Below are 16,888 nucleotides of genomic sequence, written 5' to 3' on the forward strand. Positions count from 1 at the left end.
AGCTCGCTTCCATCAAGCGCCCACACTTATCGGCTGTTAATTTTTAAAGAGCATTTCTGCGAGAAACTCCGTGTTTCCCAGCAGCGCTGCGTTTTCAGCAGCAGAGAAGCGAGATTATGAACCGTGTTTCGCTGCTCGTCAACAACTTTTTACATCACATCGTTGCGACTGCGGGGCTCAACTTCCGTACCGCCGAGGCTGCTATTACCGAGCCCCAACAGCACTGCTTCCCTTCCTCCCGCGCCGCGTTTCCGTTAGCGCGAAAGAGGCGTGATTCTATGCACCTCGCGCCATTCCCGCAAGCCCTTTTGTGAAGAAATTTGAAAAAGCCCCGTGCGCTGCCGCGCACGGGGCTTGGGGCTCGACGGACCACGTCACGCCGCAGACTTCGACGCCGCCGGCAACGCTGCCTTCTATATATAGAGGCGCATCACTTGCCGCCCACGGCAGCCTGCAGCTGCTCGAACGGCACCGCGTCGGCCATTGCCGTGTAGCCCGCGTCGCTCGGGTGGATACCGTCGCCGCTATCGTATCGGCGCTGCAGCACGCTCGGGCGCGCCGGATCGCGCAGCACCGCGTCGAAGTCGACCACGCCGTCGAACCCGCCACCGCTCCGGATCCACCGGTTCACTTCGAGCCGGATCGCCTCGCGCCCGGCCGGCAACGCGGCCGGCGTGAGCGTCGCGCCGTAGACCTTCACGCCCCGGCGATGCGCGGCCTCGATCAGCCGGCGATAGCCGTCGATCAGCGATGCAGCCGTGACCTGCGTGTGCGGGTGGTCGCAATCGAGCCCCGCACGCGGCGGCATCGCCGCGAAGTTGATGTCGTTGATCCCGATCAGCACCACCACCGCCTTCACGCCCGCACGCGACAGCGCATCGCGCTCGAACCGCGAGGCCAGCGACGTGCCGTAGCACGCCGAATCGCTGAGCAGCCGGTTCCCGCTGATACCCAGATTCACGACGCCCACCGAATCGGCACCCGACGCCGCCAGCCGGCGCGCGAGCGCATCGGGCCAGCGGCGGTTCCGGTTCACGCTGGAGCGCAGCCCGTCGGTGATCGAATCGCCGATCGCCGCGACGCTGGCGCGCGCCGTGCCGGCCTCGACAGCCAGCTCGGTCACCCATGCATATTGGGTAAAACGGGTGCGGAACGCGGCAGCGCCCGGATCATTCACGTGATCGCCCGGCGCCGACACATAGTTGAACTGGTTCGATACGCGGTGCCAGACAGTCATTCGCTGGTTCGCCCCCATCTGGAGGCTGATCGCATAGGGCTGCGCGGACATCACGTCGATGGCCACCGGATCGCTTTCCAGTTCCTGGCCCGGCGCGAGCGTCACCGACGGCTTGCCGCCGAACCGGACCGGCACGGCCGCGCCGCCGGCGAGCGCCGCGCCCTCACCGGCGCGCGCGAGGCTCGCGGCCTCGACGACCAGCGGCGCGCTGCCGTAGGCATTGCTCACGTGAATCCTTGCGGCACGCCCCGACACCGTCGGATACACGATCTGGCGCACGGTCCGCCCGGCCACGTCGGGCGCGCGGTAAAGCGGCGGCGGCGCGGCAAGGTCGGGAATCGGCTGCAGCGCCGTTGCCCACGCGGCAACCCATCCGGCCGGCGCGGCCGACGCCGCGAGCGGCGACACGAAAACGGCCGCACCCAGCATGGCCGCGGCGAAACTGCTTCGGAATGACATCGGCAAAATCCTCATCGGAAAGCGGGCATTGTGCCGCAGAAGGCACGCGACTCACGTGCGGGACCGCGCTCGCACCATCGGATCACGCCCCGACGTCCCTCGTTTACCCGAGTCTCGCCGCAAATGCGCAAGAAATTTATTAACCGACCGGTCGGTTGGTTTATACTTCGCACACATTCAACCGGACGAGAGCCTCGCCATGTACACGCAATCCCTCGACATCCCCGGCAACGTCGCGCCGCTCGACGCCGCAGCCGAGTCGCCCGAGCAGGCGCGGTTCGATGCGGTGATGGCGGCCGACGGCAAGATCGAACCGCAGGACTGGATGCCCGACGCCTATCGCAAGACGCTGGTGCGCCAGATTTCGCAGCACGCGCACTCGGAAGTCGTCGGCATGCTGCCGGAAGGCAACTGGATCTCGCGCGCGCCGAGCCTGAAGCGCAAGGCGATCCTGCTCGCGAAGGTCCAGGACGAAGCCGGCCACGGCCTCTATCTGTACAGCGCGGCCGAAACGCTCGGCGTGTCGCGCGATTCGCTGATCGACGCACTGCACGCCGGCAAGGCGAAATATTCGAGCATCTTCAACTATCCGACGCCGACCTGGGCCGACGTCGGCGTGATCGGCTGGCTCGTCGACGGCGCCGCGATCATGAACCAGATCCCGCTGTGCCGCTGCACGTACGGCCCGTATGCACGCGCGATGATCCGCGTGTGCAAGGAAGAGTCGTTCCACCAGCGCCAGGGTTTCGATGCGCTGCTGTCGATGATGAAGGGCACCGACGCGCAGCGCGCAATGGTCCAGCAGGCCGTCGACCGCTGGTGGTGGCCGGTGCTGATGATGTTCGGCCCGAGCGACGCCGATTCGGTCCACAGCAGCCAGTCCGCGAAATGGGGCATCAAGCGGATCTCGAACGACGACCTGCGCCAGAAATTCGTCGACGCGACGGTCGACCAGGCGAAGGTGCTCGGCGTGACGCTGCCCGACCCCGACCTGAAATGGAACGAAGCGCGCGGCCATCACGACTACGGCACGATCGACTGGGACGAATTCTGGCGCGTGGTTAACGGCGACGGCCCGTGCAACAAGGAGCGCCTCGCGACCCGCGTGAAAGCGCACGACGACGGCGCCTGGGTGCGCGAAGCTGCGCTCGCGCACGAAGCAAAGCGCCGCGCCCGCGCCGAACAGCACGCCGCCTGAGCGGCAACACTCGAATTCAGGAATCAGGAGAAAGCGATGAACAAGGAATGGCCGATCTGGGAAGTGTTCGTGCGCAGCAAGCAGGGCCTCGACCACAAGCATTGCGGCAGCCTGCACGCCGCCGACGCGACGATGGCGCTGCGCATGGCGCGCGACGTCTACACGCGCCGCCAGGAAGGCGTGAGCATCTGGGTGGTGCCGTCGTCGGCGATCACCGCGTCGGACCCGAGCGAGAAGGCCGAGCTGTTCGAACCGGCAGGCGACAAGATCTACCGTCACCCGACGTTCTACACGCTGCCCGACGAAGTCAACCACATGTAACGCCCGCGCCATGACGATCACGCCCGAACACCTCTCCTACGTGCTGCGCCTCGCCGACAACGCGCTGATCCTCGGTCAGCGCAACGCCGAATGGTGCGGCCACGGCCCGATCCTCGAGGAAGACATCGCGCTCACCAACATGAGCCTCGACCTCATCGGCCAGGCACGCATGCTGTATACGCACGCGGCCGAGCTCGAGCGCCAGCTCAACGGCGCGACGAAGACCGAGGACGATTACGCGTACTTCCGGACCGAGCGCGAATTCGCGAACTTCACGCTCGCCGAGCTGCCGCATTACGGCCCGGTCTCCGGCACCGCACACGCCGACAAGGACTATGCGGTGACGATCGTGCGCAACTTCCTGTACGCGACGCTGATGCTGCACGTCTGGAGCGCGCTGGAAACGTCGGCCGACACGCAGCTCGCCGCGATCGCCGCGAAATCGGTGAAGGAAACCCGCTATCACGTCCAGCACGCGCGCGAGTGGCTCGTGCGCCTGGGCGACGGCACCGACGCGTCGCACCGCCGCGCGCAGGATGCGCTCGACTACCTGATGCCGTATACGCGTGAATTCTTCGCGGCCGATGCGATCGACGACGCAATCGCCGCCCCGGGCATCGGCCCGGCGCCGGCCGCGCTCGAAGCCGCGTGGCGCGCGGACGTGGACGATGCGCTCGCCGAGGCGACGCTCACGCTGCCCGCGCCCGTGAAGCACGTGACGACCGGCAAGCAGGGCGAGCACTCGGAGCACATGGGCTACCTGCTTGCCGAAATGCAGAGCCTCGCGCGCCAGCATCCCGGCGCGACCTGGTAACCGGCCCACGCCACGGAGCCCGACGATGTCCGTCCAGACCGCTACCCCTGCCCACGCCATACCCGCCGCACCCGCCGCGCACTACGACGATCCGCTGCTCGCTCGCGCGTGGGACGTGCTGGAAGCCGTGCCCGATCCCGAGATCCCGGTCGTGTCGATCCGCGAGCTCGGCATCCTGCGCGACGTCCGCCGCGCGGACGACGGCCAGCTCGAAGTCGTCATCACGCCAACCTACTCGGGCTGCCCGGCCATGTCGCAGATCGCCGAGGACATCGCCGCCGCGCTGCAGGCCGCCGACCTGCCGCCGCACCGGATCGAGACGGTGCTCGCGCCCGCCTGGACGACCGACTGGATCACGCAGGAAGCGCGCGACAAGCTGCGGGCGTACGGCATCGCGCCGCCGGTCGGCCAGTGCGGCAGCAGCGCGCCGCGGGAGAACGTCGTGCGCTTCGTGCCGCGGCCGGTCGCGGCGCCCACCTGCCCGCGCTGCGGCTCCGCCCGCACCGAGCGTCTCGCGCAATTCGCGTCCACGGCCTGCAAGGCGCTGTATCGCTGCGTCGACTGCCGCGAACCCTTCGACTACTTCAAACCCTACTGAATATGGCGACCCCGCAATTTCATCCGCTGCGTATCCGCGACGTGCGGCCCGAGACCGCCGACGCCGTAACGGTCTCCTTCGACGTGCCGCCCGAGCTGCGCGACGCGTACCGCTTCACGCAGGGCCAGTTCGTCACGCTGAAGACCCACATCGACGGCGAGGAAACGCGCCGCTCGTATTCGATCTGCGTCGGCACGACGGACTACGACCGTGACGGCGAACTGCGCATCGGCATCAAGCGCGTGCGCGGCGGCCGCTTCTCGAACTTCGCGTTCGACACGCTGAAGCCCGGCCACACGATCGACGTGATGACGCCGGACGGCCGCTTCTTCACGCACCTGAACGCCGACCACGGCAAGCAGTACGTCGCGTTTTCCGGCGGCTCGGGGATCACGCCGGTGCTCGCGATCGTGAAGACGACGCTCGAACTCGAGCCGCGCAGCACGTTCACGCTGATCTACGGGAACCGCAGCGTCGACGCGATCATGTTCGCCGAGGAGCTCGAGGACCTGAAGAACCGCTACATGAACCGCTTCGTCCTGTATCACGTGCTGTCGGACGACATCCAGGACGTCGAACTGTTCAACGGCGTGCTCGACCAGGCGAAATGCGCGGAATTCCTCGACACGCTGACGCCGGCCGACGCGATCGACGAAGCGTTCATTTGCGGCCCGGCGCCGATGATGGACGCGGCCGAAGCCGCGCTGAAGGCGGCCGGCGTGCCGCAGGCGAAGGTGCATGTCGAGCGCTTCGGCACGCCGCTGCCGCAAGCGGGCACGCCGGTCGTCGAAATTACCGACCAGACGCCGGCCGCCGACCTCGAAATCGTGCTCGACGGCAAGAAGCGCAAGCTGCGCCTGCCGTACCAGGGCGTGAGCCTGCTCGACGTCGGCCTGCGCGCGGGCCTCGCGCTGCCGTATGCGTGCAAGGGCGGCGTGTGCTGCACGTGCCGCGCGAAGGTGATCGAGGGCGAGGTGCGGATGGAGAAGAACTACACGCTCGAGGAACACGAAGTGAAGGACGGATTCGTGCTCACGTGCCAGTGCCACCCGATCAGCGACAAGGTCGTCGTGAGCTACGACGAGCGCTGAGCGGCGTTGCGTCGCGGCGCCGGACGGTTTCTCGCCGTCACACATCTCGCTTACACTAGGGGCCGCCGGCCGGCTGGACATCGCAACGTCCGCCCGGCCGGCGGTTTTCTTTTGTTGACGACAGGCCGATGAGTACCATTCATGTGATTCAGGGCGGCACCGCCGCCGCGTCGCTGCGCGAGGCACTCGCGCAAGCCGGGCGCGACGAGCGCGTCGTCGGATTGCTCGACGATCTCGGCGTCGGACCGCTCAAGGGCGCCGACGAGACGCCCGACACGCGCGCCGCCTTCTGGCACCACGTGCTCGGCGACCAGATCCCCGACTGGAACGCGGAAATCGAGGGCGAGTTCGCGCGTCTCGACCAGCTCGCAATGGATACGGGCCAGGTGGTCGTGTGGCACGCGCCGAGCGTCGGCGACAAGCTGTTGCTGCGCCGCGTCGCCTACCACCTGCGCAACGTGCCGCAGCGCCTGAACGAGGTGCGGCTGTCGGCCGCCGATTTCGACTCGGCGCAGCGCACGGCGCTGTCGCGTGCCGACCAGGCCTGCTCGACCGGGATGTTCTCGCCGGCGGAGCTGGCACGCAAACGCCCGGTGGCCGCGCCGATCTCGGTGCTGCGGATCGGCCGCCTGGCACTCGAATGGCAGGAGGCGAAACACCTGAACGCCGAACTGCGCTACTGGATCAGCAACACGATCAAGAGCGGCCACTACGCCGATCTCGACGCGCTGATCGTCTCGCGCGCGGAAGCCGACTGGCTGCCCGCGCGACGCCTCGTCGGCAGCATCATGGCCGCCGCCGACCGCGGCGGGCTGTTCGTCAGCGATTCGATCGCCTGGTGGCGCTGCCGCGAGCTCGCGGCAGCCGGCCGGCTCGAGCTGCAGGACGACGCGCCCGACGCCCTCTCTTCCACGCAGGTGCGCGCGGCCCGCACGGCGCTCGCGCACCGCTAATCTTTCGCATTCGACCATGGCCCGTACCCGAGCGCCCGACCACGAATCCCAGCGCGAGCAGATCCTCGATCTGGCCGCCGAGAAATTCGCGCAGACGAGCTACCCGAGCACGTCGATGTCCGATCTCGCGACCGCGAGCGGCACGTCGAAGGCACGCCTCTATCACTATTACGAGAGCAAGGAAGCGATCCTGTTCGACCTGCTCGACCGCTACACCAAACGGCTGATGCTGATCATCGCCGAGGTCGAAGGCGCGAGCCAGCGGCGCGGCCTCAGCGAGCGCGACGCGTTCGCCGAGCTCGTGCGCGCGTTCCTCGCGGAATACGAGACGTCGCACAGCCGGCACGTCGCGCTGCTCAACGACGTGAAGTATCTCGAGGACGCGCAGCGCGAAATCGTGCTCGACCGCCAGCGCGACATCGTTGCGGCATTCACGCGCCAGCTTGCGCGCGCGTACCCGGACCGCATCTCGAAGGAAAACCAGACATCGGTGACGATGATGGTGTTCGGGATGATCAACTGGACGTTCACGTGGCTGAAGCCGGGCGGCCGCCTCGGCTACCGCGACTTCGCCGAGCAGGTGATCGACCTGATCGAACGCGGGCTGTCGACGGCAGCCTGATTGCCGCGCAGCAGCATGCGTTGCGCGATGGGTACACTGTGACGGCCTGCCGCGCATTTCATATGATGAATTTTAAATCCGTTCAAAATCAAATAGATACAAAATTAACTAAGCGGTTTTAGAATTTCTCCTCGGCACAAACAACGTTAAATACGGGTTTTCCCCAACCCTCGTCGGGTAAAATGCTGTTGCATTGCACAAGCCGCTTGTGCAGCCACACACTGAGGAACCCACGATGAACACGCAATTCAACGGCCCTGCCGAAGTCGTCGGCACGGTCGGCAGTGCGCCGGTTCTCGTCAGGGAACTGGCTTCCAAAGACCGTGAGCAGATGCTCACCCACTTTCTCTCGCTCGACGAAGAGGACCGCCTGCTGCGCTTCGGCCAGATGGTGCCCGACCACGTGATCGAGAACTACGTCCGCACGATCGACTTCGGTCGCGACACCGTGTTCGGCGTGTTCGACCACGACCTCGAACTGATCGGCGTCGGCCACCTGGCCTATCTGCCGGCCGAGGGCGACAAGCGCACGGCCGAGTTCGGCGTGTCGGTGCTCGAAAGCGCACGCGGCCGCGGCGTCGGCTCGAAGCTGTTCGAGCGCGCGGCGATCCGCAGCCGCAACACGCGCGTGACGATGCTGTACATGCATTGCCTGTCACGTAACGCGACGATGATGCACATTGCGAAGAAGTCCGGCATGCGGATCGAGTACGCATACGGCGAAGCCGATGCGTACCTGTCGCTGCCGCCGGCCGACCACTCGACGATCATCGCCGAGATGCTGCAGGAACAGGCCGCGGTGTTCGACTACGCGATGAAGCGCCAGGCGCACCGCACGACGAAGTTCATCGAATCGCTGATGCCCGCCGCACTGACGGCGTAACCTCAGCCAGCCGGGCCGCGCCTGCCGCGCGCCCGGCCCCCACCTTCCCCTGCGCTCTAGCGCACCGAACGGATCGGCAACGCCGTCGTCTCCTTGAAGCACTCGAGCGAGAAGCTCGTCTTCACGTCAATCACCGACGGGTGATGCAGCAAGTGCTCCTGCACGAAGCGGGAGAAATGCGCCATGTCCTCGACCTGCACGCGCAGCAGGTAATCCATGTCCCCCGTCATCGCGTGGCACGCGACCACTTCCGGCCAGGTCTGCACGGCCGCGCGGAACAGCTCCGCATGGGTCGCCCCCGCGCGCGCCGACGTCTCGTCGACCCGCACCGGCGCAAGGCCGCCGCGCTTCTCGAGCCGCACGCTCACGTATGCGAGCAGGTCGAGCCCGAGTTTCTGCGGATTCAGCAGCGCGACATAGCCGGTGATCACGCCGATCTCCTCGAGCCGCCGGATCCGCCGCAGGCACGGGCTCGGCGACAGGTTCACGCGCTCGGCGATCTCCTGGTTCGACAGGCGCCCGTTCTCCTGGAGAATCGCGAGAATCCGCCGGTCGATGGCATCCAATTCGGCTTGCGCCATCTTCTGCCCTCCAATGATTATTTCGAGACTGGAAATTGCGCCATCGTAGGGGCCTGCGATTAAGTTCGCAAGTTTCCGCTCGCGGCCGCCCGCTACACTCTGTCGCATGTATCGACGCGCTGCGCACGCTCATCGCACGCGCAACCCTCGACATCGAACCAGGCCAGGCAGGCGCACGTCGCCTGGCCGATCGCCCCGCACAGGAGACACGACATGCAGATCCCCAACTGGGACAACCCCGTCGGCACCGACGGCTTCGAATTCATCGAATACACGGCACCGGACCCGAAAGCGCTCGGACAACTGTTCGAACGGATGGGTTTCACTGCAATCGCGCGCCACCGCCACAAGGACGTGACGGTCTACCGCCAGGGCGACATCAACTTCATCATCAACGCCGAACCCGATTCGTTCGCGCAACGCTTCGCACGCCTGCACGGCCCGTCGATCTGCGCGATCGCGTTCCGCGTGCAGGACGCCGCGAAGGCGTACCGGCACGCGCTCGACCTCGGCGCGTGGGGCTTCGACAACAAGACGGGCCCGATGGAGCTGAACATCCCGGCGATCAAGGGCATCGGCGATTCGCTGATCTACTTCGTCGACCGCTGGCGCGGCAAGAACGGCGCACAGCCGGGCGCGATCGGCGACATCAGCATCTATGACGTCGACTTCGAACCGATTCCCGGCGCGAACCCGAACCCGGTCGGCCACGGCCTCACGTACATCGACCACCTGACGCACAACGTGCACCGCGGCCGCATGCAGGAATGGGCCGAGTTCTACGAGCGCCTGTTCAACTTCCGCGAAGTGCGCTACTTCGACATCGAAGGCAAGGTGACAGGCGTGAAGTCGAAGGCGATGACGTCGCCGTGCGGCAAGATCCGCATTCCGATCAACGAGGAAGGCTCGGAAACGGCCGGCCAGATCCAGGAATACCTCGACGCGTACCACGGCGAAGGGATCCAGCACATCGCGCTCGGCGCGAGCGACATCTACCAGGCAGTCGACGGCCTGCGCAGCAAGGAAGTGAAGCTGCTCGACACGATCGACACGTATTACGAGCTGGTCGACCGCCGCGTGCCGAACCACGGCGAATCGCTGGACGAGCTGCGCAAGCGCAAGATCCTGATCGACGGCGCGCAAGACGACCTGCTGCTGCAGATCTTCACCGAGAACCAGATCGGGCCGATCTTCTTCGAGATCATCCAGCGCAAGGGCAACCAGGGCTTCGGCGAAGGCAACTTCAAGGCGCTGTTCGAATCGATCGAACTCGACCAGATCCGCCGCGGCGTCGTGCAGGACAAGGCCTAAAGCACTCGGCAGGCGGCCGTCGCGGGCAACCGGGCCGGCCGCACGATCCGGCGGCACAAAGAAAAAGGGCGGGAATCCTCGGATTCCCGCCCTTTTTTCATTCCGGCGCGGCCTGCCGGCCGCGCGACCGGATCAACGCGCGTTCGCCCTCGACACGACGGCGCGCTCGGCCGACGGCTGTGCGGCGGCGTCCTGGGCCGGCACGATCTGACGCATCTGCGCGCCGGCTGCCGCCAGTGCGCTCGCGCCGCGCGCGTGCACCGGGCCGGTCATCGCGAAAAACGCGGTGGACACGATCAGGAAACTCTGGATATGACGTGTGTTCATTGCACCTCCTGTAAAACTGCCGGCGCCTCCCCGATTGCGTCGAAACGAACCAGCGCGACCGGGCACCTCCGGCAGGCCGACAAGATTAACGGCATTTGCCCGCGGATGAACGCGGCTTTACATGCCTTTACATGATGTAACGCATCATCCCGCCCTTTTTTCTGGTGCGCCGCCGCCATTTCACCCGGATTCCAACCGATGGGCGGCGGGTTTGCCCCAGTGCTACCATCGCTTAAAACCGGCGAACATGCCGGCCACGCCGATGCATCCACAAGATGCCTGAAGCGGTCGAGTTTTGGTGATCCCAAACTGGGTGGAGGAGACAGTTAATGAATGCCCCGCTAGACGCAGACCAACGCGCGTCGCTGGAAGCCGCGCTGAAGTCCGTCACGCTAGATGACAAATACACACTGGAGCGCGGTCGCGCGTACATGAGCGGCATCCAGGCCCTCGTGCGCCTGCCGATGCTCCAGCAGGAACGCGACCGCGCCGCCGGTCTCAACACGGCCGGCTTCATCTCGGGCTACCGCGGCTCGCCGCTCGGCGGCCTCGATCTGTCGCTCTGGAAAGCCAAGCAGCACCTGGCGGCCCACCAGATCGTGTTCCAGCCCGGCCTCAACGAAGATCTCGCCGCCACCGCCGTGTGGGGCTCGCAGCAGGTGAACCTGTACCCCGGCGCGAAGCACGACGGCGTGTTCGGCATGTGGTACGGCAAGGGTCCGGGCGTCGACCGCACCGGCGACGTCTTCAAGCACGCGAACTCGGCCGGCTCGTCGCGGCACGGCGGCGTGCTGGTACTGGCCGGCGACGACCACGCGGCGAAATCGTCGACGCTCGCGCACCAGTCCGAGCACATCTTCAAGGCCTGCGGGCTGCCGGTGCTGTTCCCGTCCAACGTGCAGGAATATCTCGACTTCGGCCTGCACGGCTGGGCGATGAGCCGTTATTCGGGCCTGTGGGTCGCGCTCAAGTGCGTGACGGACGTCGTCGAATCGTCAGCGTCGGTCGACATCGACCCGCATCGCACCGAGATCGTGCTGCCGACCGACTTCATCGTGCCGGAAGGCGGGCTGAACATCCGCTGGCCCGACCCGCCGCTCGTGCAGGAAGCGCGGCTGCTCGACTACAAGTGGTACGCGGCGCTCGCCTACGTGCGCGCGAACAAGCTCGACCGGATCGAGATCGATTCGCCGAGCGCGCGCTTCGGGATCATGACAGGCGGCAAGGCGTACCTCGACGTGCGCCAGGCGCTGACCGACCTCGGCCTCGACGACGAAACCTGCGCGCGGATCGGCATCCGGCTCTACAAGGTCGGCTGCGTGTGGCCGCTCGAAGCGCAAGGCGCGCAGGCGTTCGCGCGCGGCCTCGACGAAATCCTGGTCGTCGAGGAAAAGCGCCAGATCCTCGAATACGCGATCAAGGAAGAGCTGTACAACTGGCCGGACGGCCAGCGGCCGCGCGTGTTCGGCAAGTTCGACGAGAAGGACGGCGCCGGCGGCGAATGGTCAGTGCCGATGGGCAACTGGCTGCTGCCCGCGCACTATGAATTGTCGCCCGCGATCATCGCGAAGGCGATCGCGACGCGCCTCGAGAAGTTCGAGCTGCCGTCCGACGTGCGCGCGCGCATCGCCGCGCGGCTCGCGGTGATCAACGCGAAGGAAATGGCGCTCGCGAAGCCGCACGTGCAGACCGAGCGCAAGCCGTGGTTCTGCTCGGGCTGCCCGCACAACACGTCGACCAACGTGCCGGAAGGCTCGCGCGCGATCGCCGGCATCGGCTGCCACTACATGACCGTATGGATGGACCGCAGCACGAGCACCTTCAGCCAGATGGGCGGCGAAGGCGTGCCGTGGATCGGCCAGGCGCCGTTCACGGACGAGAAGCACGTGTTCGCGAACCTCGGCGACGGCACCTACTTCCACTCGGGCCTGCTGGCCGTGCGCGCGGCGATTTCGTCGAAGGCGAACATCACCTACAAGATCCTCTACAACGACGCGGTCGCGATGACGGGCGGCCAGCCGGTCGACGGCGTGCTGACGGTGCCGCAGATCACGCACCAGCTCGCGTCCGAAGGCGCGAAGAAGATCGTGATCGTCACCGACGAGCCGGAGAAGTACGACAGCCAGAAGGCGCTGCTCGCGCCGGGCGTGACGATCCATCACCGCGACCAGCTCGACGACGTGCAGCGCGAGCTGCGCGAGATCGAAGGCACGACGATCCTGATCTACGACCAGACCTGCGCGACCGAGAAACGCCGCCGCCGCAAACGCGGCACGTATCCGGACCCGGCGAAACGCGTCGTGATCAACGAAGCGGTGTGCGAAGGCTGCGGCGACTGCTCGGTGCAATCGAACTGCCTGTCGGTCGAGCCGCTGGAAACCGAATTCGGCACGAAGCGCCAGATCAACCAGTCGAGCTGCAACAAGGACTTCTCGTGCGTGAAGGGCTTCTGCCCGAGCTTCGTCACCGTCGAGGGCGGCCAGTTGAAGAAGCCGAAGGCCGTGTCGGTCGACGGCAGCGCACTGCCGCCGATTCCGGAACCGACCTTGCCGGACATCGACCGCGCGTACGGCGTGCTCGTCACCGGCGTCGGCGGCACGGGCGTCGTCACGATCGGCGCGCTGCTCGGGATGGCCGCGCACCTGGAAAACAAGGGCGTGACCGTGCTCGACGTCACGGGCCTCGCGCAGAAAGGCGGCGCCGTGATGAGCCACGTGCAGATCTCGCACGCGCCGACCGACATTCACGCCACGCGGATCGCGATGGGCGAAGCCGACCTCGTGATCGGCTGCGATGCGATCGTCACGGCCGGCGACGAGTGCACGTCGCGGATGCGGCACGACGCGACGCGCGTGGTCGTCAACAGCGCGCAGACGCCGACCGCCGAGTTCATCAAGAACCCGAACTGGGCGTTCCCGGGCGTGTCTGCCGAGAACGACATCCGCGCGGCGGCAGGTGACGCGGTCGACTTCATCGATGCGAACCGCTTCGCGGTCGCGCTGCTCGGCGATGCGATCTACACGAACCCGTTCGTGCTCGGCTACGCGTGGCAGAAAGGCTGGCTGCCGCTCACGCTCGCGTCGCTCGAACGCGCGATCGAGCTGAATGCGGTGTCGGTCGAGAAGAACCGCGCGGCGTTCGACTGGGGCCGCCGCGCCGCGTACGACCTGGCCAGCGTGAAGCAGGCCGCGGCAGGCGACGCACGCCCCGCGCAAGGCGCCGCGGTGATCGCGCTGCACACGAAGAAGGCGGTCGACGCATTGATCGCAAAGCGCGTGGAATTCCTCACCGCATACCAGAACGCCGCCTATGCATCGCGCTATGCGGCCTTCGTCGACAAGGTGCGCGCCGCCGAGCGCGCGCTGGCGGACGGCGACACGGTGCAGGAGCCGCTGACCGAAGCGGTGGCGCGCAACCTGTTCAAGCTGATGGCGTACAAGGACGAATACGAGGTCGCGCGGCTGCAGTCCGACCCCGCGTTCCTCGCCCGACTGACCGCGCAGTTCGAAGGCGACTGGAAGCTGAAATTCCACCTCGCGCCGCCGCTGTTCGCGAAGACGGACGCCCATGGCCATCTCGTGAAGAAGGCGTACGGCCCGTGGATGATGTCGGCGTTCCGGCTGCTCGCGAAGGCGAAGTTCCTGCGCGGCACGGCGCTCGACCCGTTCGGCCGTACCGAGGAGCGTCGCACCGAGCGCGCGCTGATCGGCGAGTACGAAGCGCTGATCAGCGAGGTGACGGCCAAGCTGAACGCGGCCAACCGCCCGCTCGCGCTCGAGCTCGCGGCACTGCCGGACGGCATTCGCGGCTACGGCCACGTGAAGGAGAACAACCTGCGCGCGGTACGCGTGAAGTGGGACGCGCTGCTCGCGAAGTGGCGTTCGCCGGCAGGCGGCCAGTCGCACCAGCAGGTCGCGTAACGCGCGGTACGCGGTAAGGCGTTCGAAGCCGGAACGCCCGCCCGCGCCGCCGCCGGTTGCGGTTCACGCAAAAAAACGCCACAGAACGCAGGTTCCGTGGCGTTTTTCATTGCGCCGCGCATGAAGCGCGGCACACGCGGGCGTGGACTTACTTCGTGTTCACGTTCGCGGCGGCAACGGCCGTCATGTTGATGATCCGGCGCACGGTCGCGGCCGGCGTCAGGATGTGGACCGGCTTCGCTGCGCCGAGCAGGAACGGGCCGACCGTCACGCCTTCGCCGCCGACCATCTTCAGCAGGTTGTATGCGATGTTCGCCGCCTCGACGTTCGGCATGATCAGCAGGTTCGCTTCGCCCGACAGCGTCGTGCCCGGGAACGCCTGCTTGCGGATCACTTCCGACAGCGCCGCGTCGCCGTGCATTTCACCGTCGACTTCCAGGTTCGGCGCACGCTCGACGATCAGCTTGCGGGCCTCGGCCATCCGGCGCGACGACGCCGACGGCGCGCTGCCGAAGTTCGAGTTCGACAGCAGCGCGGCCTTCGGCGCGATGCCGAAGCGCTCGATCTCGGCCGCGGCCTGGATCGTCATGTCGGCGAGCTGTTCGGCGCTCGGCAGCTCGTTCACGTACGTGTCGCACACGAACAGGTTGCGGCCCGGCAGCATCAGCAGGTTCATCGCGGCGAAATGCTCGGCGCCCTTCGCACGGCCCAGCACCTGCTCGATGAACTTCAGGTGGCTGTGGAACGTGTCGATCATCCCGCAGATCATCCCGTCGGCGTCGCCCAGGTGCACGAGCATCGCGCCGATCAGCGTGTTGAACTTGCGCATCGCGGCCTTCGCGACTTCCGGCGTCACGCCGTCACGCGCGCCAATCTCCTGATACGCCTGCCAGTAGCGGTGGTAGCGCGCATCGTCTTCCGGATCGACGATCTCGAAATCAACGCCGGCCTTCAGCTTCGAGCCGATCTTCGCGAGGCGCATGTCGACGACCGACGGACGGCCGATGATGATCGGCTTCGCGATCTTTTCCTGCAGCACGAACTGCGCGGCGCGCAGCACGCGCTCGTCCTCGCCCTCGGCGAACACGATGCGGGCCTCCTTCTGCTTCGCGGTCGCGAACACCGGGCGCATCACCATGCCGGTGCGGTAGACGGTCGCGCCGAGCTGCTCGCGGTACGCGTCCATGTCCTGGATCGGACGCGTGGCGACGCCCGAATCCATCGCGGCTTGCGCGACGGCCGGCGCGATCTTGATGATCAGGCGCGGGTCGAACGGCTTCGGAATCAGGTAATCCGGCCCGAATTCGAGCGAGTGGCCTTCATACGCCTTCGCGACTTCCTCGCTCTGGTCGGTTTCCTGGGCCAGTTCGGCGATCGCGCGCACGCACGCGAGCTTCATTTCTTCCGTGATCGTCGTCGCGCCGACGTCGAGCGCGCCGCGGAAGATGAACGGGAAGCACAGCACGTTGTTGACCTGGTTCGGGTAGTCCGAGCGGCCGGTCGCGACGATCGCGTCCGGGCGCACGGCCTTCGCGTCTTCCGGGCGGATTTCCGGTTCCGGGTTCGCGAGCGCCAGGATCAGCGGCTTGTCGCCCATCGTCTTGACCATGTCCTGCTTCAGCACGCCCGCGCTCGAGCAGCCGAGGAACACGTCCGCGCCGACGATCGCGTCGGCGAGCGTGCGCGCGTCGGTGGTCGCCGCATAGCGCTGCTTCGACGGATCGAGGTTGCCGCGCCCTTCGTAGATCACGCCCTTCGAATCGGTGACGAGGACGTTCGACTTCGTCAGGCCGAGGTTCACCAGCAGGTCCAGGCACGCGATGGCCGCGGCGCCGGCGCCCGAGCACACGAGCTTCACTTCGGACAGCTTCTTGCCGACGACCTTCAGGCCGTTCAGGATCGCGGCCGACGCGATGATCGCGGTGCCGTGCTGGTCGTCGTGGAAGACGGGGATCTTCATGCGCTCGCGCAGCTTCTGCTCGATGTAGAAGCACTCCGGCGCCTTGATGTCCTCGAGGTTGATGCCGCCGAGCGTCGGCTCGAGCATCGCGATCGCCTCGACGAGCTTGTCCGGGTCGGTTTCCGACAGTTCGATGTCGAACACGTCGATGCCCGCGAATTTCTTGAACAGGCAGCCCTTGCCTTCCATCACCGGCTTCGACGCGAGCGGGCCGATGTTGCCGAGGCCGAGCACCGCCGTGCCGTTCGTCACGACGCCGACGAGGTTGCCGCGCGACGTGTACTTCTGCGCATCGAGCGGCTCGTCGAAGATCGCCATGCACGCCGCGGCGACGCCGGGCGAATATGCGAGCGACAGATCGAGCTGGTTCGACAGCGGCTTGGTCGGGGTGACCGAAATCTTGCCGGGTTTCGGGTTCTGGTGATAGGCGAGTGCGGCCTGCTTCAGTTGTTCGTCCATGATTGACCTGCGAGAGACATGCGAAATATTGACGGCTCAGTACACAGCACCTTCGGCCGCGTCTGCTTGAATCGAGGGGATGGTCGACTGCGAGACGGCACGCGACGCGCCGGGTCGGCACGCCATCGAACCTTGGCGGGTGGCAAGAGGAAAG

Annotated in this window: 14 protein-coding genes; 10 read left to right on the forward strand and 4 right to left on the reverse strand. The window is 66.5% G+C overall.

Features of this window, described 5'->3' with window-relative positions; translation table 11 throughout:
* Positions 1-430 precede the first annotated feature (430 nt).
* Entirely contained in the window at positions 431-1,696 is a 1,266-nt protein-coding gene (locus DIE03_RS34285) for an SGNH/GDSL hydrolase family protein (RefSeq protein ID WP_124456544.1), read from the reverse strand.
* 199 nt (positions 1,697-1,895) lie between these two features.
* On the opposite strand from DIE03_RS34285, the gene paaA reads away from it, so the two are divergent.
* From paaA to DIE03_RS34325, 8 genes are all read left to right on the forward strand, one after another.
* Positions 1,896-2,894 carry a 1,2-phenylacetyl-CoA epoxidase subunit PaaA gene (gene paaA, locus DIE03_RS34290; RefSeq protein ID WP_124456545.1) on the forward strand — a complete coding sequence of 333 codons (999 nt, stop codon included), beginning with the start codon at positions 1,896-1,898 and terminating at the stop codon, positions 2,892-2,894.
* Positions 2,895-2,930: 36 nt separating this feature from the next.
* Positions 2,931-3,215, forward strand: a complete 285-nt coding sequence (gene paaB, locus DIE03_RS34295; RefSeq protein ID WP_006482881.1) for a 1,2-phenylacetyl-CoA epoxidase subunit PaaB — start codon at positions 2,931-2,933, stop codon at positions 3,213-3,215.
* Between the two features lie 10 nt (positions 3,216-3,225).
* Positions 3,226-4,029: a 1,2-phenylacetyl-CoA epoxidase subunit PaaC gene (gene paaC, locus DIE03_RS34300; RefSeq protein ID WP_124456546.1), complete on the forward strand. Its 804-nt coding sequence runs from the start codon at positions 3,226-3,228 to the stop codon at positions 4,027-4,029.
* 25 nt (positions 4,030-4,054) lie between these two features.
* On the forward strand, positions 4,055-4,627 hold the full coding sequence (gene paaD, locus DIE03_RS34305; RefSeq protein WP_124456547.1) for a 1,2-phenylacetyl-CoA epoxidase subunit PaaD: 573 nt from the start codon (positions 4,055-4,057) through the stop codon (positions 4,625-4,627).
* 2 nt (positions 4,628-4,629) lie between these two features.
* Positions 4,630-5,718: a 1,2-phenylacetyl-CoA epoxidase subunit PaaE gene (gene paaE / locus DIE03_RS34310; RefSeq protein WP_124456548.1), complete on the forward strand. Its 1,089-nt coding sequence runs from the start codon at positions 4,630-4,632 to the stop codon at positions 5,716-5,718.
* A 128-nt stretch (positions 5,719-5,846) separates the two neighbouring features.
* Positions 5,847-6,671 carry a DUF1835 domain-containing protein gene (locus tag DIE03_RS34315; protein ID WP_124456549.1) on the forward strand — a complete coding sequence of 275 codons (825 nt, stop codon included), beginning with the start codon at positions 5,847-5,849 and terminating at the stop codon, positions 6,669-6,671.
* 16 nt (positions 6,672-6,687) lie between these two features.
* Entirely contained in the window at positions 6,688-7,293 is a 606-nt protein-coding gene (locus DIE03_RS34320; protein ID WP_006482923.1) for a TetR/AcrR family transcriptional regulator, read from the forward strand.
* A 235-nt stretch (positions 7,294-7,528) separates the two neighbouring features.
* Positions 7,529-8,176 carry a GNAT family N-acetyltransferase gene (locus DIE03_RS34325; protein ID WP_176048849.1) on the forward strand — a complete coding sequence of 216 codons (648 nt, stop codon included), beginning with the start codon at positions 7,529-7,531 and terminating at the stop codon, positions 8,174-8,176.
* A gap of 56 nt (positions 8,177-8,232) precedes the next feature.
* On the opposite strand, the gene DIE03_RS34330 is transcribed toward DIE03_RS34325, so the two are convergent.
* Positions 8,233-8,757, reverse strand: coding sequence for an Lrp/AsnC family transcriptional regulator (locus DIE03_RS34330; protein ID WP_059528294.1), 525 nt, complete (start codon positions 8,755-8,757; stop codon positions 8,233-8,235).
* A 213-nt stretch (positions 8,758-8,970) separates the two neighbouring features.
* Here DIE03_RS34330 and hppD point away from each other — a divergent pair, with 213 nt between their 5' ends.
* Positions 8,971-10,068: a 4-hydroxyphenylpyruvate dioxygenase gene (gene hppD, locus DIE03_RS34335; RefSeq protein WP_124456551.1), complete on the forward strand. Its 1,098-nt coding sequence runs from the start codon at positions 8,971-8,973 to the stop codon at positions 10,066-10,068.
* A 132-nt stretch (positions 10,069-10,200) separates the two neighbouring features.
* On the opposite strand, the gene DIE03_RS34340 is transcribed toward hppD, so the two are convergent.
* Entirely contained in the window at positions 10,201-10,395 is a 195-nt protein-coding gene (locus DIE03_RS34340) for a hypothetical protein (RefSeq protein ID WP_124456552.1), read from the reverse strand.
* A gap of 329 nt (positions 10,396-10,724) precedes the next feature.
* Between DIE03_RS34340 and DIE03_RS34345 the strand changes: the two genes are divergently transcribed.
* Positions 10,725-14,315 carry an indolepyruvate ferredoxin oxidoreductase family protein gene (locus tag DIE03_RS34345; protein ID WP_124456553.1) on the forward strand — a complete coding sequence of 1,197 codons (3,591 nt, stop codon included), beginning with the start codon at positions 10,725-10,727 and terminating at the stop codon, positions 14,313-14,315.
* 148 nt (positions 14,316-14,463) lie between these two features.
* Here the strand turns inward: DIE03_RS34345 and DIE03_RS34350 are convergent, their stop codons facing one another.
* Positions 14,464-16,734, reverse strand: coding sequence for an NADP-dependent malic enzyme (locus DIE03_RS34350; RefSeq protein WP_124456554.1), 2,271 nt, complete (start codon positions 16,732-16,734; stop codon positions 14,464-14,466).
* Positions 16,735-16,888: the final 154 nt, after the last annotated feature.

Source organism: Burkholderia sp. Bp8992 (assembly GCF_003853705.1).
GTDB lineage: Bacteria > Pseudomonadota > Gammaproteobacteria > Burkholderiales > Burkholderiaceae > Burkholderia.